19 protein-coding genes and 1 tRNA gene are annotated in these 24,011 nt (G+C 40.7%); 12 read left to right on the top strand and 8 right to left on the bottom strand.

Annotated features, from left to right (window positions below):
- Position 1: 1 nt before the first annotated feature.
- Genes G9X62_RS08700 through G9X62_RS08690 form a run of 3 tightly spaced genes read right to left on the bottom strand, consistent with a single transcriptional unit; the run spans position 2 to position 3,658 of the window.
- A complete protein-coding gene (locus tag G9X62_RS08700; RefSeq protein WP_223130334.1) occupies positions 2 to 802 on the bottom strand; it encodes an inositol monophosphatase family protein in 801 nt (266 codons plus the stop codon).
- A complete protein-coding gene (locus G9X62_RS08695) occupies positions 802 to 2,904 on the bottom strand; it encodes a carboxy terminal-processing peptidase (protein WP_223130333.1) in 2,103 nt (700 codons plus the stop codon). Before G9X62_RS08695 ends, G9X62_RS08700 begins: the two co-directional genes overlap by 1 nt.
- A 4-nt stretch (positions 2,905 to 2,908) precedes the next feature.
- Positions 2,909 to 3,658, bottom strand: coding sequence for an FKBP-type peptidyl-prolyl cis-trans isomerase (locus G9X62_RS08690; RefSeq protein WP_223130332.1), 750 nt, complete (start codon positions 3,656 to 3,658; stop codon positions 2,909 to 2,911).
- Between the two features lie 256 nt (positions 3,659 to 3,914).
- Here G9X62_RS08690 and atpA point away from each other — a divergent pair, with 256 nt between their 5' ends.
- The 5 genes from atpA (at position 3,915) to G9X62_RS08665 (ending at position 9,207) form a co-directional block, all read left to right on the top strand.
- Positions 3,915 to 5,495, top strand: coding sequence for a F0F1 ATP synthase subunit alpha (gene atpA, locus G9X62_RS08685; protein WP_223130331.1), 1,581 nt, complete (start codon positions 3,915 to 3,917; stop codon positions 5,493 to 5,495).
- A gap of 12 nt (positions 5,496 to 5,507) precedes the next feature.
- Positions 5,508 to 6,386 (top strand): ATP synthase F1 subunit gamma, encoded by an 879-nt coding sequence (gene atpG, locus G9X62_RS08680; protein ID WP_223130330.1) that lies wholly within the window; start codon positions 5,508 to 5,510, stop codon positions 6,384 to 6,386.
- A gap of 59 nt (positions 6,387 to 6,445) precedes the next feature.
- On the top strand, positions 6,446 to 7,723 hold the full coding sequence (gene hflX, locus G9X62_RS08675) for a GTPase HflX (protein ID WP_223130329.1): 1,278 nt from the start codon (positions 6,446 to 6,448) through the stop codon (positions 7,721 to 7,723).
- A gap of 27 nt (positions 7,724 to 7,750) precedes the next feature.
- A tRNA-Arg gene (locus G9X62_RS08670) sits at positions 7,751 to 7,827 on the top strand.
- A 249-nt stretch (positions 7,828 to 8,076) separates the two neighbouring features.
- Positions 8,077 to 9,207 carry a GNAT family protein gene (locus tag G9X62_RS08665; RefSeq protein ID WP_223130328.1) on the top strand — a complete coding sequence of 377 codons (1,131 nt, stop codon included), beginning with the start codon at positions 8,077 to 8,079 and terminating at the stop codon, positions 9,205 to 9,207.
- Here G9X62_RS08665 and G9X62_RS08660 read toward each other — a convergent pair.
- A complete protein-coding gene (locus G9X62_RS08660; RefSeq protein ID WP_223130327.1) occupies positions 9,204 to 9,902 on the bottom strand; it encodes a 6-phosphogluconolactonase in 699 nt (232 codons plus the stop codon). The genes G9X62_RS08665 and G9X62_RS08660 overlap by 4 nt on opposite strands.
- 266 nt (positions 9,903 to 10,168) lie before the next feature.
- On the opposite strand from G9X62_RS08660, the gene G9X62_RS08655 reads away from it, so the two are divergent.
- The 7 genes from G9X62_RS08655 to G9X62_RS08625 are packed head-to-tail and all read left to right on the top strand — an operon-like array spanning position 10,169 to position 19,024.
- Complete coding sequence (locus G9X62_RS08655) at positions 10,169 to 10,834, top strand: hypothetical protein (RefSeq protein WP_223130326.1); 666 nt, start codon at positions 10,169 to 10,171, stop codon at positions 10,832 to 10,834.
- A gap of 2 nt (positions 10,835 to 10,836) precedes the next feature.
- On the top strand, positions 10,837 to 14,508 hold the full coding sequence (locus G9X62_RS08650; protein ID WP_223130325.1) for a hypothetical protein: 3,672 nt from the start codon (positions 10,837 to 10,839) through the stop codon (positions 14,506 to 14,508).
- A 4-nt stretch (positions 14,509 to 14,512) separates the two neighbouring features.
- Positions 14,513 to 15,283, top strand: coding sequence for a fibrobacter succinogenes major paralogous domain-containing protein (locus tag G9X62_RS08645; RefSeq protein WP_223130324.1), 771 nt, complete (start codon positions 14,513 to 14,515; stop codon positions 15,281 to 15,283).
- 6 nt (positions 15,284 to 15,289) lie between these two features.
- Entirely contained in the window at positions 15,290 to 15,964 is a 675-nt protein-coding gene (locus G9X62_RS08640) for a TlpA family protein disulfide reductase (RefSeq protein ID WP_223130323.1), read from the top strand.
- A 54-nt stretch (positions 15,965 to 16,018) separates the two neighbouring features.
- Positions 16,019 to 17,092 (top strand): efflux RND transporter periplasmic adaptor subunit, encoded by a 1,074-nt coding sequence (locus G9X62_RS08635; RefSeq protein WP_261345508.1) that lies wholly within the window; start codon positions 16,019 to 16,021, stop codon positions 17,090 to 17,092.
- Between the two features lie 2 nt (positions 17,093 to 17,094).
- Positions 17,095 to 18,348, top strand: a complete 1,254-nt coding sequence (locus G9X62_RS08630; RefSeq protein WP_223130322.1) for an ABC transporter permease — start codon at positions 17,095 to 17,097, stop codon at positions 18,346 to 18,348.
- 1 nt (position 18,349) lies between these two features.
- Positions 18,350 to 19,024 (top strand): ABC transporter ATP-binding protein, encoded by a 675-nt coding sequence (locus G9X62_RS08625; protein ID WP_223130321.1) that lies wholly within the window; start codon positions 18,350 to 18,352, stop codon positions 19,022 to 19,024.
- A gap of 194 nt (positions 19,025 to 19,218) precedes the next feature.
- On the opposite strand, the gene G9X62_RS08620 is transcribed toward G9X62_RS08625, so the two are convergent.
- The 4 genes from G9X62_RS08620 to G9X62_RS08605 all read right to left on the bottom strand — a co-directional run bounded on the left by G9X62_RS08620 (position 19,219) and on the right by G9X62_RS08605 (position 24,010).
- Positions 19,219 to 20,199 (bottom strand): helix-turn-helix domain-containing protein, encoded by a 981-nt coding sequence (locus G9X62_RS08620; protein ID WP_223130320.1) that lies wholly within the window; start codon positions 20,197 to 20,199, stop codon positions 19,219 to 19,221.
- A 248-nt stretch (positions 20,200 to 20,447) separates the two neighbouring features.
- Complete coding sequence (locus G9X62_RS08615) at positions 20,448 to 21,467, bottom strand: acyltransferase (protein WP_223130319.1); 1,020 nt, start codon at positions 21,465 to 21,467, stop codon at positions 20,448 to 20,450.
- A complete protein-coding gene (locus G9X62_RS08610) occupies positions 21,468 to 23,552 on the bottom strand; it encodes a xanthine dehydrogenase family protein molybdopterin-binding subunit (protein ID WP_223130318.1) in 2,085 nt (694 codons plus the stop codon).
- Positions 23,549 to 24,010, bottom strand: a complete 462-nt coding sequence (locus tag G9X62_RS08605) for a (2Fe-2S)-binding protein (RefSeq protein ID WP_223130317.1) — start codon at positions 24,008 to 24,010, stop codon at positions 23,549 to 23,551. The genes G9X62_RS08610 and G9X62_RS08605 overlap by 4 nt, the downstream gene beginning before the upstream one ends.
- Position 24,011: the final 1 nt, after the last annotated feature.

The raw sequence follows: 24,011 nt of genomic DNA, 5'->3' as shown, positions 1-24,011 counted from the left end.
ATTAATCAAACCACTTAGACTGCAAAGTTCCTAAAAATTCCGAGAATATGGGACCTGCACCTATAATTTCACCCGTAAAAATAACGTCTTGGCCACCCGAAAAATTGGTCACCATTCCTCCTGCTTCTTCGATAATAATTTTACCTGCAGCGACATCCCAGGGCTTCAAATTAGCCTCAAAAAAACCTTCAAAACGCCCACAAGCCGTATACGCTAAATCAATGGCCGCCGCACCCATGCGTCTTAAACCGTGCGAGGAACGCATTAGTTCCTTCAATAAATCTAAATAGCGGTCTTGGTATGAGAAATCATAATAGGGAAATCCGGTAGCCAGTAAGGACTTAGCAAGCGAATTTTCAGGGGAAACTTGGATGGGTTTGCCATTCAAATGCGCTCCGTGGCCCTTTACCGCCGTAAATAATTCATCGCGATTCGGTTCATATATTAAACCTAGAATGGGCTGTTTATTCAGAATCAAACCCACCGAAACCGCAAATACGGGTAATTTGTGCAGGAAATTCGTGGTGCCATCCAAAGGATCAATTACCCAATAATAACCATCTCCTACTTCCTCATAATTGGATGAAGTTTCCTCCGCGATAAAGTCAGCCTCTGGAAAAATAGCCGAAAGACCTTGCTTTAATTTTGCTTCAGCCTGCTGGTCCACAAACGAAACTAAATCATTCGTTCCTTTGTAGATAATATCCGAACTCGTAAACTGCGATGATTGCTGCAGAATCCATCGTCCGGTCTCTCGAACCAGTTGCGAAGATTCTACCAATACATCGGTTAACGCTTTCATTATTTTTTAGCCACTGGTTTTACGCTTGCCATTGGTCCTTTCAGCCAATCCGCAATAATCTGCTGCGTCTCTTTCAAATACGTATCTTTCGCGTGCTTATCTTTTTCTTTCGACTCCGCTTTTTTGCCCTCTACATCCGTTGCTGCCTCTCCCGCCATCGCTTCCATCACTGCAGTAGTCTCATCTGGCTTTTTCTTTTGGTCGTCTAATTCCTTCTTGCGCTTATCATATTGCAAGGCAATCGAATTCGTTTCCTTTAATTTCTTCCAACGCTCTAAATCCTCTTTCAGTTTCAATAGCTCAGGTTTCGTTTTCAAACGATTTTGGAAAGCTACCTGCAACGTTTTAACCGTCGCTGGATTTACTTTTCCCGTCTTCGTAAACGTCGTAGAACGAATCATATCCCAAGGCAACGCACTTGGTTGTGAGCTTTCGCCAAATTCCTCCGCAGAGAAAGCAGATGGCAACGCGAAATCAGGGCTCACGCCTTTGTGTTGAGTAGAACTTCCAGTAATACGGTAGAATTTCTCTAACGTGATTTTCAAAACACCAGGATTTTCCTTCTCAGATCGAACGAAACGACTTAAATCTAGTACGCTTTGAACCGTTCCCTTTCCATAGGATTGCTCTCCCACGATGATACCGCGTTGGTAATCTTGAATGGCTCCAGCAAAAATTTCCGAAGCAGATGCAGAGAAACGGTTGATCAAAACTGCCATAGGGCCATCGTAAACTAATTCTGGATTCTCATCATTTTCTTGGGTAATTTGGCCCGTTGATTCTTTACGCTGAACCACTGGTCCAGACGTGATAAATAAACCGGTTAAATCAACAGCTTCAATCAAGGATCCTCCTCCATTGTTACGCAAATCAATTAACAAGGCATCAATACCTTCTTTCTTGAACTCCACTAAAAACTTGCGCACATCCGCCGAAGTTGATTTAAAACCTGCTTCATTATTACGAGCGCCTTCGAAATCACGGTAGAACATTGGGATCGTGATTAAACCGATTTTAATAGTTTTGTCGCCTTGTTTTTGAAACAAAATTTCTTTCTTAGCGGTCTGCTCTTCTAATTTAATCTTCTCACGGACGATGCGGACTTCTGTAGTCGGTGAGCCTGTCACACCAGAGGCGGGCAATATCTTTAAGCGAACCACGGTTCCTTTAGGACCACGAATTAATTTCACCGCATCATCGGTAAACCAACCGATGATATCGACAAATTTCCCATCCTCTCCTTGCGCTACACCCACGATGCGATCCTTCGGATTCACTTGCTTGCTGCGGTAGGCTGGCCCTCCTGGAACTAAATCCACAATACTCACATAATCGCCTTCTAGACGAAGCGTAGCCCCTATTCCTTCGAAACTTTGAGACATATCCTTATTGAATTCTTCCGCTGCCTTAGGAATCATGTAGGTTGTATGCGGATCAATACTCTCCGTGTAGGCATTCATAAAGACTTGGAAAACGTCTTCTGACTTCGTTTTGGCCATATACTTCTCCGTCCGCTTGTAACGCTCTTTTAATTCGCGTACCGACGTAGTGTCTGCCTTACCACCAATTTTCCAGTCTAACAATTGTCGTTTTAAATCTTTACGCCAAAAATCATCCAACTCCGCCTCCGATTTTGCCCAAGTCGCTTTCTCGCGATTTGGCTGGTAGGTTTCATCTACAGTAAAATCTGTTGGTTTATCCAATTGTGCAGTAATGAAAGCATAGCGAGCCTTCATCCTTTTTTGGTATACGTTATAAATTTGAAATGCAGGAGTTAAATCTCCTAAATTCAACGCCTCATCGATTGCAAAACGATACTTTTCTATATCATTGATATCCTCCGCTAAAAAGAACACCTTATTCGGGTCTAATTGCTTTATGTAGGAATCAAATATCTTCGAAGACAAGGAGTCATTTACCGGCACCTTGCGGTAATGGTAATTGCTCAAAATTTCGAACACTTTGCTTTCTACTTTACGCTGCAAAGCGGAAGGCTGCAAATCTCCCTCCTGGTAATTGATTTGATTCTGCAGATCAGAACCGTGCATAAACCAAACAACCAATAAGGAAAGCGGGATGAAAATAGGAAGTATCTTCTTCATAGATTTATTTTTCAATCTCTAATAATTCCACTTCAAAAACTAGAGCAGAATAGGGCTTGATCGTTTGACCACCACCACGAACACCGTAAGCTAAATATTCAGGTACAAACAATTTGAATTTAGACCCTACTGGCATCAATTGTAAGGCTTCAACCCAGCCAGGAATTACTCCAGTCACCGGAAATGAAATAGGTTCGCCACGTTGAACAGAAGAGTCAAATACCGTACCATCAATTAAAGTACCGTGGTAATGAGTCTTTACTTTATCTGTCGCTACTGGCTTAGGGCCTGTACCTAATTTGATAATTTTGTATTGTAAGCCAGAAGCAGTTACCACAATAGAATCTTTCTTTTTATTCTCTGCTAAAAACTTCTCCCCAGCCTCTTTATTTGGCAAAAATTCTTTCGATTTTTCCAAAGCAAGTGCTTCTTGATTCTTCATCATATAAGAAGAAACAACGTTTTGGCATTCTTGTTCTGTCATTTTCAAAGCGCCACCTTGGGTAGCCGCCTCAAAACCTTTGGCCACCATCGCAGGATTCAAAGTCACCTTTTGAGACTTGAAATTCTGTGCAACTAATACACCCACGGCATAAGAAACTGAATCCACTTGATTCGCAAATTCTTTCACAGGCACTTTTGTCAGTGAAATAGTTAATTTCGGTTTTGTGGTAGGCTTAGGTTTGGATTTAGTTTGTGCCAAAGTAGACAAAGACACAAGACAAGTAAGAATGGCAAGTAATTTAATTTTCATATTCCGTGTTAATTTAATGTCAAAAGAAAGCCTCGAAGATACAGAAAAAAGCCTCTCTTTCAAGAATTTTAACGGCATTTAACACGTGTAAATTATTTATCAAAATAACGTTCTTTAAAAAGTCTTATGATTAACGTCTTTTTTTGTAATAATTATGGGAATATTGAAATTTCCTAGCTAATTTTGCACCCGAAATTTGATTCAAAATAAATAGTTTAAAAATCAGTTTATAAATTAATAAACCCCTCCATTTTATATGGCATCAGTAAGACCAGATGAAGTTTCAGCAATTTTAAGGGAGCAATTATCCCAAGCTAAAACTGTCGCAGAACTAGAAGAAGTAGGTACCGTACTCCAAGTGGGTGATGGTGTGGCACGTATTTACGGCCTATCTAACGTACAAGCAGGTGAGTTGATCGTATTTGAAAACGGTCTAAAAGCTTTAGCCTTGAACTTAGAAGAGGATAATGTAGGTGCCGTATTATTAGGAGACTCTAGCTCAGTTAAGGAGGGGGATACCGTAAAAAGAACAAACTTAATTGCCTCTGTTAAAGTAGGTGACGGGATTTTAGGCCGTGTAGTGAACACGTTAGGTGAGCCTATCGACGGAAATGGTCCTATCGCAGGTGATTTATACGAGATGCCTCTAGAGCGTAAAGCACCAGGGGTTATCTTCCGTCAACCCGTAACAGAACCTTTACAATCAGGTATCAAAGCAATCGATGCGATGATCCCAGTAGGTCGCGGTCAACGTGAGCTAGTAATCGGTGACCGTCAAACAGGTAAAACGGCAGTTTGTATCGATACTATCATTAATCAAAAAGAATTTTACGATAAAGGAGAACCCGTTTTCTGTATCTATGTAGCGATTGGTCAAAAAGCTTCTACTGTGAAGCAGGTTGAGCAAACTTTACGTAAAGCAGGCGCGATGGATTATACGGTTATCGTTTCTGCAACAGCTGCAGATCCAGCACCGATGCAATTCTACGCTCCATTTACAGGTGCAGCGATTGGTGAATTCTTCCGTGATACTGGTCGTCCAGCTTTAGTCGTTTATGATGACTTATCGAAGCAAGCGGTAGCTTACCGTGAAGTTTCCTTATTATTACGTCGTCCACCAGGACGTGAGGCGTATCCAGGTGACGTTTTCTACCTTCACTCTCGTTTATTAGAGCGTGCAGCGAAAGTAAACAACTCGGATGAGATCGCGCGTAATATGAACGACTTACCAGAATCGATCAAGCACTTAGTGAAAGGTGGCGGTAGCTTAACAGCTCTTCCGATCATCGAAACTCAAGCGGGTGACGTTTCGGCTTACATTCCTACGAACGTAATTTCGATCACTGATGGTCAAATCTTCTTAGAAACAAACTTGTTTAACGCAGGTATTCGTCCAGCGATTAACGTAGGTATCTCGGTATCTCGTGTGGGTGGTAACGCGCAAATCAAGTCAATGAAGAAGGTGGCTGGTACATTAAAATTAGATCAAGCTCAATTCCGTGAATTAGAGGCCTTCTCTAAATTCGGATCTGACTTAGATGCATCGACTAAATTAACGATTGACCGTGGTCGCCGTAACTTAGAAATGTTAAAGCAACCTCAGTTCGCACCACAACGTGTAGAGGAGCAAGTTGCGATGATTTATTTAGCGACAACTGGTAACTTAGATAACGTGCCAGTAGAAAAAGTTCGTGAATTCGAACAAGATTTCATTCAAGTATTACGTGCGACAGAAAAAGCTACGTTAGAAGCTTTAGGTCAAGGGAAATACGATGACAACTTAACCGCTACCTTGAAGCGTGTAGGTAATGAAGTAGCAGCTAAGTACAAAGCATAAAATTAGAATACTATGGCTTCCTTAAAAGAAGTAAGAAATAGAATTGTATCTGTCAACTCGACGCAGCAAATCACCAAAGCCATGAAAATGGTTTCGGCAGCGAAGTTGCGTCGTGCCCAAGATGCAATACACCAAATGCGTCCTTATGCTAAGAAATTAGCGGAAATGATCGCAACCGTTTCTGCTCAAACAGAGGCAGGTGCTGAGAATCCTTTCACTGAGGTGCGTGAAATTAAGAATGCATTAATCATCGTAGTAACGTCTGATCGTGGCCTTTGCGGCGCATTCAATGCGAACGTAGGTAAAGCGACCATGGCTTTAGTACAAGAAAAATATGCTGACTTGCACGCAGCTGGCCAAGTAGAGATATTAGCTCTTGGTAAAAAAGGGGGTGAGTATTTATCACGTCGTGGGTACAAAGTGAATGAAGCTCATGCAGACATCTTCACTCGATTGAACTTCAATAACGTTCGCGAGATTGGTGAAGTGGTTTTAAATGCCTTCACAGAGAAACAATTCGATGTAGTAGAGGTTCTTTTCAACTATTCGAAAAACGTAGCGACACAAATCATTCAAACAGAGCAATTACTTCCTTTAGTAGCCTCAGAATCAGGTGAAAAGGCAAGTTCAGTGGATTACATTTTTGAACCATCTGAAGAAGAAATTATTTCTGAATTAATTCCAAAGTCAATCAAATTATCCATCTTCCGTGCCTTACTAGAATCTAATTCATCAGAACACGGTGCTCGTATGACGGCAATGGATAAAGCAACCGAGAACGCTGGGGAATTAATTAAAGCATTGAAATTAGAGTACAACCGTTCACGTCAAGCAGCCATTACGAAGGAAATCTTAGAGATCGTAGGAGGTGCAGAAGCGTTAAACGCATAAGTATAACAGCTTACCTAACAAGAAAGCCTTTCTTACCAGAAAGGCTTTTTTTAGCTAAAATGAAAAATAACGTAGTACATAGTACGGATGAGGAACAAGAAACCGCAGTTTTAGTCGCAGTTACCTCCCAAAAGCAAAACGCCGAACAAACGGCCGAATACCTCGCGGAATTAGCTTTTCTAGCCTCTACCTCGGGTGTGATAACGCTACACAGTTTTACCCAAAACTTAGCGAAACCAGACAACAAGACCTATGTAGGTAAAGGAAAATTTGAAGATATTATGGCTTACGTCATCGAAAAAGACGTGGACATGCTCATCTTTGACGACGACCTAAGTCCTTCACAGGTCCGCAACATTGAATTTAACATTCAGGAATACGGCAAAGAGGTCAAAGTTCTCGATCGCAGTTTGTTGATCTTGAATATTTTCGCCCAAAGAGCCCAAACCGTTCAAGCCCGCACCCAAGTAGAACTCGCACAATACCAATACATGTTGCCGCGACTTACCCGCATGTGGTCTCACCTTTCCAAACAACGTGGTGGCGTAGGTATGCGTGGTCCAGGTGAAAAGGAATTAGAAACGGATAGACGTATTGCAAACGACCGAATTGCCTTCTTAAAGGACAAATTAGAGGCTATTGACAAACAATCCTACACCCAGCGCAAAAACCGTGACCGAATGGTTCGGGTTTCCCTAGTTGGTTACACGAACGTAGGCAAGTCTACTTTAATGCAAAAACTAGCTAAAACAGACGTTTTCGCTGAAAATAAATTGTTTGCCACAGTAGATTCCACGGTCCGCAAAGTGGTTTGGGAGGGTATTCCCTTCTTATTAACGGATACCGTAGGTTTCATTCGCAAACTCCCTACCCTCTTGATCGAATCCTTCAAATCGACCTTAGATGAGGTACGTGAGGCGGATGTCTTATTACACGTGGTAGATATTTCCCACCCGAATTTTGAGGAACAAATCGAAGTCGTTCAAGGTATCTTAAATGAAATGGGTGTGGGTGATAAACCCACCATCTTAGTCTTCAATAAAATCGACCTTTTCCCTGTCGAAGATATTTTCTTTGAAGGAACCGAAGTAGGTATAGACGGCGAACCAGAATTGAGTAAAATGGATCGAGTAACGGCCTTTTTAAAACGTACACACTGGAAAACCAACACCCCTAAAACCGTTTTCATCTCAGCAGAACAACGCAGTAATTTAGCAGAACTTCGCGAGACGATTATGGACATGTTGAAAGATAAGCACATGCAGATTTTCCCTAACTGGCTGGAAGGTAACCACTTGATGGGGCATAGTGATGGGTATAATCCAGAGGGAGAGTAGAGATAAGAGAGTAGAGATTATAGATATTGGCGCTGTAGTTCAACGGATAGAATAGGCGTTTCCTAAACGCTAGATCCGGGTTCGATTCCCGGCGGGGCCACCCAGAGGGAAGCAGACGAGCGCCCCTTCTAAACGCTAGAGACGGCCGGGGTCGCGCTCGACTCGATTCCCGGCGGGGCCACATGACGCGAAGCGTCAGTCCGGAGGGAATGAGTCCGGAGGACAAAAATTTCATGAGATCATCCCCAGAGGGGATTCCAACTTTGAACTTTTTGCTTTGTACTTTGTGCTTTGTACTTAACGACGGAACAATTCCTATCTCCTACTTGTTACAACCTCAATAACCGATCCAATTGAGTACAATTTACACCCATCAACTTTTCACGAAAACAGCCGAATTACCCGATAACTGGGATCAGGTAGCTCAATCTTGTATTTTTTTACAGAAATGCTACTTGCAAATTTTGGAAGAATCATCACCTGAAAATATGCTAAATACATTTCTTGGCATTTTTGAAGGGGAGAAACTGATGGCTACGGCTTTAATTCAAGAAATTGACCTTGCCCTTTTACCGAGTTTTGGAGAGAGAGATCATGCGATAAAAACGGCTCTTAGAAATATTTTATTTAAACAGTTTGCCTCCAAATTATTGCTTGTTGGAAACAACATGTTAAGCGGTCAAAATGCGTATACCTGTTTACCGGATGCGGATGAATCAAAGGTGATTGAAAAGCTTCGGGAGGTTGTTGAATTTTGGCCAAAAAAAAATCACTTAACTATATTTAAAGATTTTACGGAGAGCCAAATCCAAGCGTTTCAAATCCCTGCCTTTCAAACAGACTTCCCATTCAGCTCTCAACCCAATATGGTTTTTGAAATAAAATCAATTTGGCAAAAGGAAGAAGATTATGTGGCAGACTTATCTAAAAAATACCGGGATCAATTTAAGCGCTGTCGTAAAAAAGGAGCTGAAATTAGCACGAAAGAGCTGAATTATGAGGAAATTTTGCAGGCAGAAGAAACGATTTATGATCTCTACCTGCATGTGGCAAAAAATGCCCCATTTAACACCTTTATTTTACCCAAAAAACACTTTTCTAGCTTCAAAAAACACCTAGGATCTGAATTTATATTGCGCGGATATTACCTTAAAAATCAATTAGTTGGATTCACAACTGTCATTCGGCATGGCAAAGAATTAGAAACCTATTTCCTTGGATACGATGAAAAAATACAGCGCGAAAAAATGCTGTACTTAAACATGCTTTATGACCTCATTAATTGCGGTATCATACAAGGATTTGAACGTATTATTCTGGGGAGAACTGCCCTTGAAATTAAAAGCTCCATTGGGGCAAAAGCAGTACGACTAAAGGGTCTAATGCGGCACCGTTTTGGCATGATACATACTAACCTATCCTGGATTTTCCCACTTCTAGAACCTGCTACCACCTGGATAGAGCGACATCCCTACAAGGATTAGACGGCCGAATTATCAATTAAGCATTCCACATTAGGGTGCATCCACAAAAAAGATGCAGGACAATCGGTTCCAATTTTGCGTTCCATAATCCGCTTTACAGCGTCTTGTTTTCCCTTTCCAGTAATCAGGAAAATGATTTTCTTCGATTGCATAATACCTTCCATTCCCACGCAAAGACCATAGGCTGGTTCATTCCCAGCTGATAAAGCTGGATCATGTGCAATAGTAGATTCCGCTAAAATAGCTTTGTGAAAATCTGGATTCAACGTTTCCGCAGGTTCATTAAATGCAATATGTCCATTTTTTCCTAGACCCAAAATACAGATATCTAAAGGACCATTCTCTTGAATAAATTTACTTATGCGTTTGCATTCTGATTCAACTACTTCAGGAGCTGTATCGAAGGAGGTGTATCGGTCATTTGATATTCCCAAAGGACCTAATAAATGCTTTTTCAAATAGGTTTCACACGAATCTGGATGACTTAGCGGGATAATTCCCCATTCATCCATTTTAATTACCTGCATCTGAGAATAAAGCGCTTTTTCCTTCGCCATTTCAGCATACATCCCCGTAGGACTTCCTCCAGTCGCTGCACAAAACAACAAGTCGGGATTTTGCTTTACTTCTGATGCAATTAAATGGGCTGCTTTTTCACTCAGAGCAGCATAATTTTCAAGGTAGGTAATTTTCATTGTGCGAGATTTAAGCAGCAAGTTACCAAATAAAAAACAGATCATTTTTAGTGTATTAAAAATAATTAATTGGAATCCTAATCGAAAAATGAGATTATCAGTTTACTGATAATTTATCAACTTAATACAATAAAAAATGCGCTAAATTTAACCCCAAATGCCTATTTTAAGGAATTACCTATTTGCAAATAATTTATGTTATAACGCATTTAAAACCTTTTATGTAGCTTGCTTTAGCCTTTGAAAAAATGCCTAACCACGAAAAAATGAATACCATTAAATACCTAACCCCTCTCTATACCTTTCTACTTATCTGTATAATTCCTATTTCAAAGCTTTCAGCTCAAGATTGGAATTATCAGATAGGTTTGAATTCCGCCAGTTTCCGATTTCAAAGTCCAGCAGGTATTGCTCAAAACTCCTTCCAACCAGACGCCGGCTTACAGCTCTCTATTCTTAGAAATGATCGCCTTGTCGATTCGGCTAAAACAAAGAGTGCATTTGTGCGTAAACTAAACTACCAAGTGGGAATTGCTATCAATCAGTTTAATTCCTTTGGAGAGACACAAAACATCCCATTTACTTATTCTTCTACCTATGTGGGAATTAAGTTAGGCTTAGGTATAAAATCACGTTTAGGCAAAGGTGTGAGTCTTTCTTACAGTGGAATAATGCAGATTAATCAATTGGTTTTAGGATCCCAAAAAATGGGAAATAAAGTATATAATCTACAAGGGAATAAGCAATTTGATCGAATTCAATGGCAATTAGGAGGCGAAATTAAGCTCGCAAAACAAATGAACGATCATACCGCCCTTTTCGCCTACTTCTCAGAGGCTTGGCAATTGAATACTATTCAAAAAGACGGTAGTCAGTTCGCGATTAATCCAGTTTCATTCGGTTTTGGTATTCAATACTCTCCCCTACGATAGCTATGAATAAACTATTCTACACAATCCTATTTATAGGGATTTCCCTCTTTTCTTTTGGCCAAAAAACGGGCATCAATTACCAAGCGGTTATTCTTGACCCGAATCCTATTCCGATGCCAGGCAACAACTACAGTGGTCAACCACTCGCGAATAAAGCCATACAATTGAGATTTAGTCTACTTTCGGGAACGCGTCTAGATTATCAAGAAATGCAAACTACTCAAACTGATGAGTATGGACTGATTAATACCATCATTGGCAAAGGAACTAAAATCACCATTAATTCATTTGATGCGGTTCTTTGGAATGATACATTAAAAACGTTACAAGTCGAGGTCAAATTCCCCTCAGCGACCGCCTTCACCGAAGTAAGTCGCTCTCTACTTCAATACAGCCCTTATGCACTATATGCTAAGTCGGTGGATTACCTTAATGTAAAAGGTGCTCCCACTAAACTATCTGACTTTCAAAACGATGCGGGCCTTTTGAACCAAACTGATTTAGCAACGATTCGGATCGAAATCAAAAATCAGATCGATAAAGTAATTTTAAATGAGGTCCCTTTAGCCTCTGAAATTTTGCCTGGAAAAATCAAATTGTCAGGGGATTTAACTGGAGATGCTACTTCACCGATTATCAAAGCGAATGCCATTACTCCTGAAAAAATCGTAAATGGGGCAATTCAAAGTTCTAAGATAAGAGATTCGAGCGTAGTGGATCAAAAGATTGCTTTTGGCATTAATCCAGCTAAAGTAGGCTTAGAGTTAGTCAACAATACAGCAGATCTAGATAAGCCCATTAGCACAGCCATGCAAACGGCGTTAGATGAGAAAGTAACAAGGAGCGATTTGGCGATAAAAGCAAACACTTCTGATTTGGATTTAAAAGCTCCCTTAGCTTCCCCCAATTTTACGGGTAGTGTATCTGGAATTACGGCATCAATGGTAGGACTTCCCAATGTCGACAATACATCAGATGTTGCGAAACCGATTAGCACAGCTACTCAAACGGCTCTTAATTTAAAAGGTAACGTAAAAAAAGTGAATGGGGTCTCTCCTGATGCTAATGGTAATGTGGTCATTACGCTAGGTAGAAATTACACCGGTTTGTACAATGGGGGTATTTTTATTACGAGTGCACCACCAGTAGATGGGGATGTATTTATTGTCTCAGCAGATCCAGATGGCGCTAATAATGGCCGAACATTCATTTACCTGAACCCAGATTGGAATGAGATAACAAATAATATCGGAACGACTGATGCAAGGTATGTACAACTAGCAGGAAGTACAATGCAAGGTGATTTACGTATCCCCTCTGGAAAAAAGGTCAGCCTCACTGATTTGCCTACCGCTGCAACTGATGCAGCTAATAAAGACTATGTAGATGCTTCTAAAACACTCGATGCGACTTCCTTAATCAACGGAAAGATCAGACTATCAGGTGATCTAACGGGAACAGCAGCTAGCCCAGAAATTGCAATTGGAGCCATCACCAATGCTAAAATAGCCTCTGGAATAAGTGCATCTAAAGTAGGTTTAGGAAATGTCGATAATACGTCCGATTTAGCGAAGCCTATTAGCACGGCCACCCAAACAGCGCTCGATTTAAAATCAAGTATTACCTCGGTCAATTTAAAAGCGAATACAACCGACCTTGCCCTAAAAGCAGACATTTCGGATGTAAACTTGAAAGCACCTATCGCTTCACCTACCTTTACAGGATCTGTGTCAGGTATTACAGCGACGATGGTTGGTCTAGCAAATGTGAACAATACTACTGATATCGCAAAACCCATAAGCACAGCCACACAAACGGCCTTAGACTTAAAAGCAACGATCACAGATTTGGCTTTAAAAGCGGATGCCACCGATCTAGCCTTAAAAGCAGACATTACCGACCTTAATCTAAAAGCACCCATTTCATCACCCACTTTCACTGGTAATGTATCAGGAATAACCTCCACGATGGTGGGTCTTGGAAACGTGAATAATACGACTGATCTAGACAAGCCCATTAGCACAGCCACCCAAACAGCCCTTGATTTAAAAGCAAACACGACAGAATTAGAGGCCGGTTTAGCGACCAAAGCGGGTACAGCTTCTCCGACTTTCACCGGAAATGTATCTGGCATCACAGCTACAATGGTGGGACTAGGCAATGTAAACAATACCTCAGATGCCAATAAACCCATTAGTACAGCAATACAAACGGCTTTAGATTTAAAAGGAACCGTAAAAAAAGTAAATGGGGTATCCCCTAACGCTGCAGGAGAAATCGCCATCTCCCTTGGTCGCAATTACACTGGAATCTATAATAATGGATCATTTACCACGAGTAGTACTCCAGTGGAAGGTGATATATTCATCGTATCTGGTGATCCTACGGGATCAAACAATGGGCGAACTTTTATTTATGTGAGTACCGTCTGGAATGAAATAACGAATAATATCGGAACTACGGATGCTCGCTATGTGCAGTTAGCGGGTAGCACTATGCAAGGCAATTTACAATTCCCCACGGGTAAAAAAATTACCTTAACTGACCTTCCTGCGCTTTCTACCGATGCGGCAAACAAGGCCTACGTAGATGCCTCCATAACGGTGGATGCAACCACGCTAGTGAATGGCAAAATTAGATTAGCTGGAGATTTAACTGGAACTGCTTCCAGTCCAACGATTGCTTCAGGAGCGATTACTGATGTAAAAATAGCCACAGGAATCAACCCCACTAAAGTAGGTTTAGGTAATGTAAACAATACGAGCGATTTACTTAAACCCATCAGCACAGCCACCCAAACTGCCCTAGATACAAAAGCGAGCACTATTTCTTTGGCTTTAAAAGCACCCATTGACGCGCCTACTTTCACAGGGACTGTCTCAGGCATTACGAAAACGATGGTAGGTCTTGGGAATGTCGATAACACAACCGACGCATTAAAACCCATTAGCACGGCAACCCAAACGGCACTGGACTTAAAGGCTACGATTACTGCGCTTAATCTAAAAGCCAATTCAACTGATCTCGCACTAAAAGCAGACATCACGGATTTGAACCTAAAAGCACCTATTGCATCTCCCACTTTTACTGGTTCTGTTTCAGGCATCACAAAAGCGATGGTCGGCTTAGCGAATGTTGACAACACAACGGATTTGTTAAAGCCCATCAGCACTGCCACACAAACCGCATTAAATTTAAAAGTAAGTCTAACCGGGATTGAGACTTTAACTAATAAAACATTAACCGCTCCTACCCTAACTTCACCTGTACTAGGAACACCAGCATCAGGCACTGCTACTAATATAACTGGCTTGCCATTAACAACGGGGGTTACTGGAACTTTGGCAGTGGGAAATGGAGGAACAGGTGCCTCAACCATTACTGGAATCCTAAAAGGAAATGGAACTTCTGCCATGACTGCTGCGGTTCAAGGCACTGATTTTAGTTTAGTTCGAGAGGTATCAGATGAATATACGGCGACTGTAGGTCAAACTGCTTTTACCTTGACACAGACTAAATCCAGCAATGCAGTAATAAAACTTTTCGTCAATGGAGTTCGTATATCTAAAACAGCATTTAGCTTATCGGGAACCACATTCACCTATATTCCAGCGAACAATGAGACCTACACCTTGGTAGCGGGAGATCGAATTCAAATTGATTATTTCTATTAACAACATGAAAAGAATCCTCTTCTTTCTTTTTATTCCGTTTTTGAGTTTTGCTCAATTAACTAAAACAGGATTTAGGCACACAAATCCAACCCTTTTCGTAGATTTTAGCGGTAAAATCGGTAGTGGCAAAGGTTTAGAGCGATTTGGCAAAAAGACCATTATGTTCGTATGCGGCAATAATTTAACGATTGTTCATACCACTGCGAATGGGGTAGCACCTGTCAACAAAACAGTCACCTATGGTACTGTCAGTTCAAACCTAAGTGGTTCTCAAAAATGCTGGATTACCCAAAATCTGGGCTCTACTAATCAAGCCATATCAGAAACAGATGCATCCGAAGCTGCTGCGGGATGGTATTGGCAATTCAATAAGAAAAAAGGCTATAAAAATAATGGAACAACTACATCCCCTGCTTTTCCTTCAACTAATAGTAATACAGAAACCGTTAATTGGGGGGCAACAAATGATCCTTGCACCTTAGAACTAGGGGCTGGCTGGAGAATTCCGACTGTTACGGAATGGACAAATGTAAACAATACGAATCTTCGATCACAGGCTTATGCAGGTGCATTAAAAATGCACGCAGCGGGTTATTTGAGCACTGGAGTAAATAGTACACTCACTAACAGAGGATCTCAGTTTTTTTATTGGAGTTCCTCTAATTCAGATGCGACCTATGCTAAAGGCCTCGTCATTTATACGACTCAGACCTATAATCAAATTTCAAATAATGATAAGGACGCTGGACTATCAGTACGTTGTATTCGGGATTAATCGAACATGAAATACGTCTTACTTTTCCTTTCTTTTTCCCTATTTGCACAACGTCCCGCGGTAATCTTTCCCGTTTATGATCAACCAAAAGCGAAGCGTATTTCGATTATTCAAGTTGTAATTCACATCAGAGAATTAAAAACAAAATCCTTCATTAAATATGGAGAAGCTGTTGATTTCTATTACAAAAAAATCGCTTCGACAGGCAAAAATCAGTGGATCGAAAAGCTGGAAGAATTCAGCCTTGATCCAGATTGCCCCGCTAATAGTCGAGCTAAAATCAACGAACAAATTCACCATATTCGAATGTTACAAATCGGAGAAAAAGTGCCGGAGATTCGATTGAAAGATTTCCTGCTTTCACAGTATTTTTCAGAAAAACCGACAATTCTACTCGTATTTTACAGCCCATCTTGCTTTCATTGTACCGAACTTTTGGTCGATTTAATCCCCTATTCTGAAAAAATAAAACTACCGGTCATTGCCATTCAAATAGATGAAGAAATGAATCCTTGGACCTTTCCTACCCACTGGAAAACGATTAAAGCGAACGAAAAGCTGCGAAAAGAGTATGGCGTTTTCTCCACCCCTAGCCTATTTCTTATCCAAAGGAACAGTTTGCGAATTAGTGCAATTCCGGAAAACATGACTGAAATCAAAGAATTCGAACATCTATTTTAGAATTAATTGATTAGCATCATTCTAATGTGTTCGATTTTTGGGTAATTTACGACTATGAAACATGTAGTCCTTTTTGCGATTGGGATCCTTCTCTTATCTTGTGGAAAGAAGCCAGAAACTAGCCTTCCCTCGGTGGGTCCCATCACTGAATCCATTTACGCCTCTGGCGTATTAAAAACAACTGACCAATACCAGGCATTTGTAACCGTAAACGGTATTGTCAATGAGGTTTTGGTTCAAGAAGGTGATTCCGTACACATTGGAAGTCCCTTGTTAACCATTACAAATGAAACGCAGCGATTTAGTGCAGAGAATGCGGCTTTAGCTGCAAATTTTAATGACCTGTCAGCGAATCAAGGCAAACTAGATGAGGCTAAATTAGTCATTGAAACAGCCAAAAATAAGTTCAGGGTTGATTCTTCTCTTTACTATCGTCAAAAAAATCTTTGGAGCCAGCAAATCGGAACGAAAGTAGATTTTGAGCTTAAAGAATTAGCCTATCAGACTTCTAAATCGAATTATTTTTCTGCCATCCAGAAATTCAAAGATTTAAAAAGAATATTGGAATTTAGCTCATCACAAGCGAAGAAGAATCTACAAATTTCAACGAACCAAGCACAGGATTTCACCTTGCGATCTAAGACAAATGGCATTGTCTATAGTTTATTTAAATCAAAAGGCGAAATCGTCACTCCCCAAACTCCGATTGCCGTGATTGGTAATTTCAGAGATTTCGTATTGGAATTACAAGTGGACGAAAATGACATTCTACGTGTTCAAAAAGGGCAAAATGTGGTAGTGACTTTGGACAGTTATAAAAAACAGGTGTTCGAAGCAAAGGTGACTAAGATCTCCGAAATAATGAACGAGCGCAGCAAAACGTTCCTAGTGGAAGCAAAATTCACGAAGGCGCCACCTAAATTATTCCCCAATATCACCTTTGAAGCAAATATCTTATTAAGCCGAAAAGATAAGGTCATCTTAGTTCCAAGAAATTTCTTGAAAAATGATTCCATCGTCACTTTGGCTTCTGGAGAAGAAAGAGTAGTCAAAATCGGATTAAAAGATTTCCAAAAAGCAGAGATTCTATCCGGCCTGAAAGCCACGGATGAAATCGTAAAGCCGTAATAATGAAATATAAACTCGTCTATCAGGTCGCTTTTTCTTTATTAATTGCGCGGTGGAAGCAAACACTTGTAGCTGCAATTGGTGTGACGATTAGTATCACAATGTTTATCACGGTGCTTAGCTTTATGTCAGGTCTTAACGATATGTTGGATGGTTTAATTACGAACCGGACGGCTCACGTAAGGATATACAAAGAGATTCAAATTTCAGAAAAGCAACCTGCCGATTTCTTGAATCCCCAAGGTCATAATTTCGTTTCTTCAATTAAACCCAAAAACGAATTATTAGGCATTAATAACAGCAAAACAATCATAGAGGCCATCAGAAAAGATGACCGTGTTTTAGGAGTTGCCCCTAAAATAAATGCCCAGGTATTTTACAATGTGGGGGCAGTGGATTTAACTGGGGCGATTTTCGGTATTGATCCAGTGGAGGAAAACCGTTTGTTCAAATTTAGTGATTATGTAACCTCTGGCAATTATATTGATTTGAAAAATATCCCCAATAGCATCGTTTTAGGCAAAGGGGTCGCGACTAAAATGATGACAAATGTAGGGGATGTCATTCAAGTGACCACCAGCAAGGGGGATCAGGTGGCACTTAGGGTCGTAGGTATATTCCAATCAGGTATACAGGATTTAGATAATGTACAAAGCTATTGCTCTCTTTCTACTACGCAAAAACTACTGGGACAACCTAGTAATTACATCACGGACATTCAAGTAAAATTAAAAGATATCCTTTGGGCTCCTGAAGTAGCCAAAGAGTATCGTAGAATTTACGAATTAAACGCAGTGGATATTCAAACGGCAAACTCTCAATTCGAAACGGGTAGCTCCGTCAGAACGCTCATCTCCTATGCAGTAGGGATTACCCTATTATTAGTGGCTGGATTCGGGATATACAACATTTTGAATATGATGATATACGAAAAAATGGATTCGATTGCCATCTTAAAGGCGGTTGGGTTTTCTGGAAATGACGTCAATAAAATCTTCCTATCCATTGCCTTGAGTATTGGGTTTTTTGGTGGATTGATGGGGCTTTTAATGGGTTTTAGTTTATCGTCGCTTATTGACCAAATCCCCTTCAACACAGAATCCCTTCCTACAGTCAAAACATACCCGATTAATTACAATCCAAAATTCTACTTTATTGGTGGAACGTTTGCCATTGTGACTACCTATTTCGCAGGCTTCTTCCCTTCTAGAAAAGCAAGTGGAATCGACCCTGTCATCATCATTAGAGGAAAATAATATGAACAAGGTTGTATTAGAGGCAAAAGAAATTACAAAATATTTTCACGACCCTGTGACCGTGAAGATATTAGACAAGGTTAGCTTCCAGCTGAAGCAAAGTGAGTTCGTTTCTGTAATCGGACGCTCAGGCTGTGGCAAATCTACCTTGCTCTATATTTTGTCCACAATGGATACAGACTATGAAGGCAATCTCTTGGTAGACGGCATATCGATGAAGGATAAAAAAGAGGGAGAACTTGCCATCGTTCGAAATGAAAAAATTGGTTTCGTATTTCAATTTCATTACCTGTTAAACGAATTTTCTGTTTTACGTAATGTCATGCTCCCAGGCCTAAAGCTAGGGCAATATTCAGAGAAGGAAATCGAACATAGAGCCTACGAAAAATTAAAAATACTAGGCATAGAAAACGAAGCTTTAAAGGATCCCAATCAATTATCCGGCGGGCAAAAACAACGCGTTGCCATCGCTCGTGCACTCATCAACGACCCGCTTCTCATTATGGGAGATGAGCCTACTGGTAATCTCGATAAAAAGAATTCTGAAATCGTATTCAACATCTTTCAAGAATTAGCGGAAGAGTATAAGCAGACTTTATTAATTGTTACTCACGATAATGAATTTGCAGCTAGAACGACCCGAATCATCGAGATGGAAGACGGGCATATCAAATAAAAAAAGGAGCAAAGGGTCATTAACCCTCGCTCCCTGCATTCATCTGTTCTATTATTATTTTTAGTGGTTAGGCGGTATCAGATTCGCTTAAACAATAGTAAGGATTAAAGTTGAGAGGAGAGAAAAAATAACAAAGTACATGTTCCATTTTCGAAAATCCGAACAAACCACCTCAAAAAACAGCTAAAATAGCCTTAATTACTATTTTTTCTTTCAGCATAAGCAGAGGGAGATTCCCCCACTAATTCTTTGAAGTTTACAAAAAAGGTGGTTCTCGATTGAAAACCAGACTCTAAACCGATGGCTTCTAAAGTAATTATCTTATCCTTTCCTGCATCTATTAATTCCTTCGCATGTCGAATACGCCAACGCATTCTTTGCTCCAAAAAATTAGACTGTTGTGTCTTCCGAAAGTAATAATTAAAATGATGCACGGGAATATCTAGCGTTGCAGATAATTGCGCAAGTGAAAAAGTGGACTTTAAAAAGGGCTTATACTCCTCTAGATACAAATCTAATTTTGTCTCAATTTCTACTAATTTCTCTGCCGACAATTCATAGTTCGGAATTTTCAATTTAGCCTCCCGCTCAGCAATAATATAAGGAGCATACAAAAATTCTGGAAAATAAAAGACACTCAAGGAGAGCACTAAATAAGAACCCAGTCCCAAGTAATTCCAAGGAGAATTCCCTTGATACGTTAATTTAAAGTGGTTACTGCCGGGCAGAATCAAAAAGAAATAAGCTAAGAAGAGGATTAATAAAATCTGAACAAATAGGAAGCCGGGAATCCAATAATGCAAAATGAAGTTTTTTTCATTTCGAGGACGATGGCGGAAATAGATTTTACAACTATAAAAAAGATAGATACTACTCAGTAACAACTTGACATAAAAATGAAAACGAGCAGAGAAGAAAAATCCCAACTGCTGTTTTACCAACTCGTGAATATCGAATTTAATTAATTCCGCTATCAGAATTTTATGTGCAAAAGACGTTAAAGAATAAGGCAGCATATCCAATAACTGAATAAAAAAGGGGATCAGATGCAGCAAATCTTTGGGGCATAATAGGGTGTTTTCTTGTACCATCCCGCGCACATAAAAATAGGCCAAAGGATAAAGCAAGTAAAAAAAAGCATCAAAATTACCGAAAAGGACTGCTACAATTTCCACATGCCATTCAACGAATAGACAATAATGAAGTAGCGTGAATAAACCGAAAATGAGAAAATAGAAAAAAAGAAATCGCTTCGGACTTTTAAAGAAAGGTCCGGAGGATTTTAACAGTAAAAGCAGGATAATGAAAAAGCTCATGAACACAGCGAGGCTGTGGCCAAACTTATAAATTTCGTGCATTAAATGGTTAGGTATGAGTGGTTACAGGTATTCTAACGAATGTACAAAAATACCCCCACAATCAATCAACCAGCCATGTATTTAATCAGGGGTATTTTCCGTAATACCCAAACGATTCCTCCCGAAATCAACAGACAAGCCAATGCAGTCAAAGGTACCGCAATACTAGGGTGAAGCATTTCTCCGTACACACCCGCTTTGGCCAAATAAAACAATACAATAATATGCACTAAATAGATACCATAACTGTGCGAACTCACCCAATCGCGAAAAGGTGACAGAATGCGAATATCAAGGTTTTGGTACCTGAAAAACAAGAATAAGCCTGCCGTAGCTAAAACAACGCTAGGGGAAAAATTAGCATACAACAAGCCGTAAAACTTTCCACTCTCGGAGGTAAAATAATAGGAGCCAACCATCGTCCAGAGCGTACCTATCAAGAAAATAACAAAAGCCTTCCCTTTGATTCTGGAAGAAAATTCCTTTGTACTCAGGTAATAACCTAGTACTAAATAGCCCACATAGCCAGTAAAAACCGTTAATGTGACTGGTAGCTTCAGATAAGGAAAATGCGGATTATTAAACAAAATTGTCAAGCCCCAAATACCCAAAAAATACTGGATATGCGATTCCGGAGCAGACCTAATCCAACGACCTATGATGGGGATAAACAAATAAATCCCAATGATCATGTAGATATACCAAAAATGGTAGGAAGCCCCATTAAAATATTGCTGTCCTAACCAGTTCAACCCTTCCTCTAGACCAAAAGATTTTCCACGCAATCGCACCTGCCAATTAAAGATTGAAAAGATCAAATTATAGAAGAGAAAAGGCAAAACGATGCGCATAAAACTCTTCTTCAAAAAAGGTCCAATCGCTTCCTCGCGCGGCAATAGTAAAGCGCCAGATAACATGACAAAAATGGGCACCACATAGCGATAACCCCCATTGTAGAGATTTGCGAACCACCAATAATCAGCTGGAACCTTCGTAAATCGAAATAATATAGTTGCCGAGGCGTGAATCAAAATCACCCCTATAGTTGCATTTACACGAAGATTATCCAGCCAGGTTATTTTCATCTAGTTGAACGGCTGTTTGTAATGGCGTTTCTTAGTCGCCGCATAAATAGCATTGGCAATCGAGCCACCGGTGGGAGGCAAAGCCGGTTCGCCTAATCCAGTAGGAGCAATTCCATTATTCACAAAATGCGCATCGATTACTGGAATTTCATTTCCGCGAATCATCCGGTAAGCATTGAAGTTGGAAGGACTGGCTACCCCTTTTTGGAAATTTAATTTAGCAAAAAGGGCGTGTCCCATTCCATCAATGATGGCTCCTTTTACCTGATTTTCAGCGCCACTCAAGTTAACAACCTCGCCACAATCGGTTACAGCCGTTACTTTCGTCACTTTTGGTTTGCCTTTTTCGACTTTGACTTCTGCGATTTGGGCCACATAGGATAAGTGAGAATAATAGACGCTAAATCCTTGGTGAACACCTGGTTTCTTCTTCCATTGCGCCTTTTCAGCTACTTGCTTGATCACTTCTTCAAAGCGAGCCGGCTCATAGGTGATTTTACCGACTGGTTTCGTTTTTACTTTTTCCAAAAGGGCTAAACGCATCTGAATTGGATCTTTTCCAGCGGCTTCTGCCACCTCATCCAAGAAGGCCTGTTCTGCATATCCTAGGAAATTCGTGATAGGTGCACGCCAAGGTCCTGTGGTTACGGCAGATTTTTGATCAATGGATTCAATCAATACATTCTCAATGGCTCCCACTGGGAAATTATCTTGACGTGTTGAATTACCCGCATTTAGGCCTACACCTCTCAAGGCAAAAGCAATAATTTCACCATTTTTATCTAACCCAGCTTTAAAACGATATCGAGCCGCCGGACGGTAGGTCCCCCCTGTCATATCATCCTCTCTAGTCCACATCACTAAAACAGGTTTCTTGATTATGCTCGACAATTCAGCCGCTTCTAGCACAAAATCATTGCTTAGACGACGGCCAAAACCTCCTCCCATTTTGGACAATTCCACTTGAATTTTATCCACCGGAATTTTCAATAAATCCGAAACGGCTTTTTGTGCTGGTTGCGGAACCTGTGTAGGACCCGCTAGTAAAACAGAATCAGCTTTAACATCTGCAAAGAAATTCATCGGTTCCATGGGTGAATGGGAGATGAAAGGGCATTCGTAGGTCGCTTCAATTACTTTAGCAGCTGAGGCGATGGCAGCAGCAAAATCGCCGTCTTTACGCATTACCTGAGCCTTATCGGATTTCATTCCTTCGTCGAACCAGTTTTGGTGGGTATCATTGCTTTCCAAAGGCACATCAGAACCATAATCACAAGTCAAGCTAGCGCGGGCTTGCAAGATGGCGTAGGTACTCTCACCTACAATGGCCACTTTGTTTTTAAACGAAACTACCTCTAAAATACCCGGCATTTTCTTTACATCCTCCGCCGAAAACGATTTCAACGTTGCCCCAAAAGGTGGACGCACGATTTGTGCAAAAACCATCCCTGGTTTACGAATGTCGATCCCAAATAAAGGCTTACCCGTTACTACATTTTTATTATCAACGCCCTTTACGCGCGTTCCAATAATTTTATACTCTTTGCGATCCTTAAACGTGACCTCAGACGGAACAGGCAATTTAGCAGCCGCTTCGGCAAGGGATCCGTAGGAGGCTTTTTGGCCTGCTGGACCTATTACAAATCCTTTCGAGGTTTTGCATTGTGCTACATCCACTTTCCACTGATCTGCTGCCGCTTGCAACATCATCTTCCGCACGGTGGCTCCAGCTTTTCTTAATCGCTCCCACGAATGTTTCAATGCGCCACTACCTCCCGTCAATTGACGTTCGAACTGTTTCGTATCTAGATTCGCTTGTTCCACTTGAACTTGCGCCCAATCCACATCTAATTCTTCTGCCACCACTACTGGGAAAGCCGTTTTTATCCCTTGTCCAATTTCTGGATTGGGTGAAAATAAGGTGATTTTGCCTAGCGTATCGATCGACAAAAAGGCATTAAATCGACTCGCACCAGCCACCACCTCCATGGAGGAAGCTTCGGCTGAAAACCAATCAAAACCTAGGGTAAAAACACCTGTAAATAAGGCGGTTTTCTGAATAAAATCTCTTCTCGATGTTTTCATTTCTTGGTCTTTTTAGAGGCTAATTTTACGGCTTCTTGAATTCGGTGATAAGTACCACAACGGCAAATATTGCCGGACATTCCATCTACAATTTCTTGATCTGTGGGATGCGGATTCTTTTTCAAAAGACCCGCAGCAGTCATAATTTGACCTGCTTGGCAATAACCACATTGAGGAACATCCAGCTCATCCCAAGCCACTTGAACCGGGTGTTTTCCGGCAGGATCCAGTCCTTCAATCGTGGTAATTTGTGCGTTTGACACGGCAGAAATAGGCAATACACAAGAACGCGTTGGTTCTCCATTCACCCAAACGGTACATGCTCCACATTGAGCAATACCACAACCATACTTTGTTCCTAAAAGGGACAAATGATCTCTAAGCGCCCATAATAAGGGGGTGTTTGGATCAATATCCAAAGAGACCTTTTTCTTGTTAACTGTGCAATTGATAGCCATA

It is taken from the genome of Aquirufa lenticrescens, from assembly GCF_019916085.1.
Classification (GTDB): Bacteria; Bacteroidota; Bacteroidia; order Cytophagales; family Spirosomataceae; genus Aquirufa; species Aquirufa lenticrescens.
Note: the sequence above shows the minus strand (reverse complement) of the source record. Positions and strands in the feature narration are given on the sequence as shown.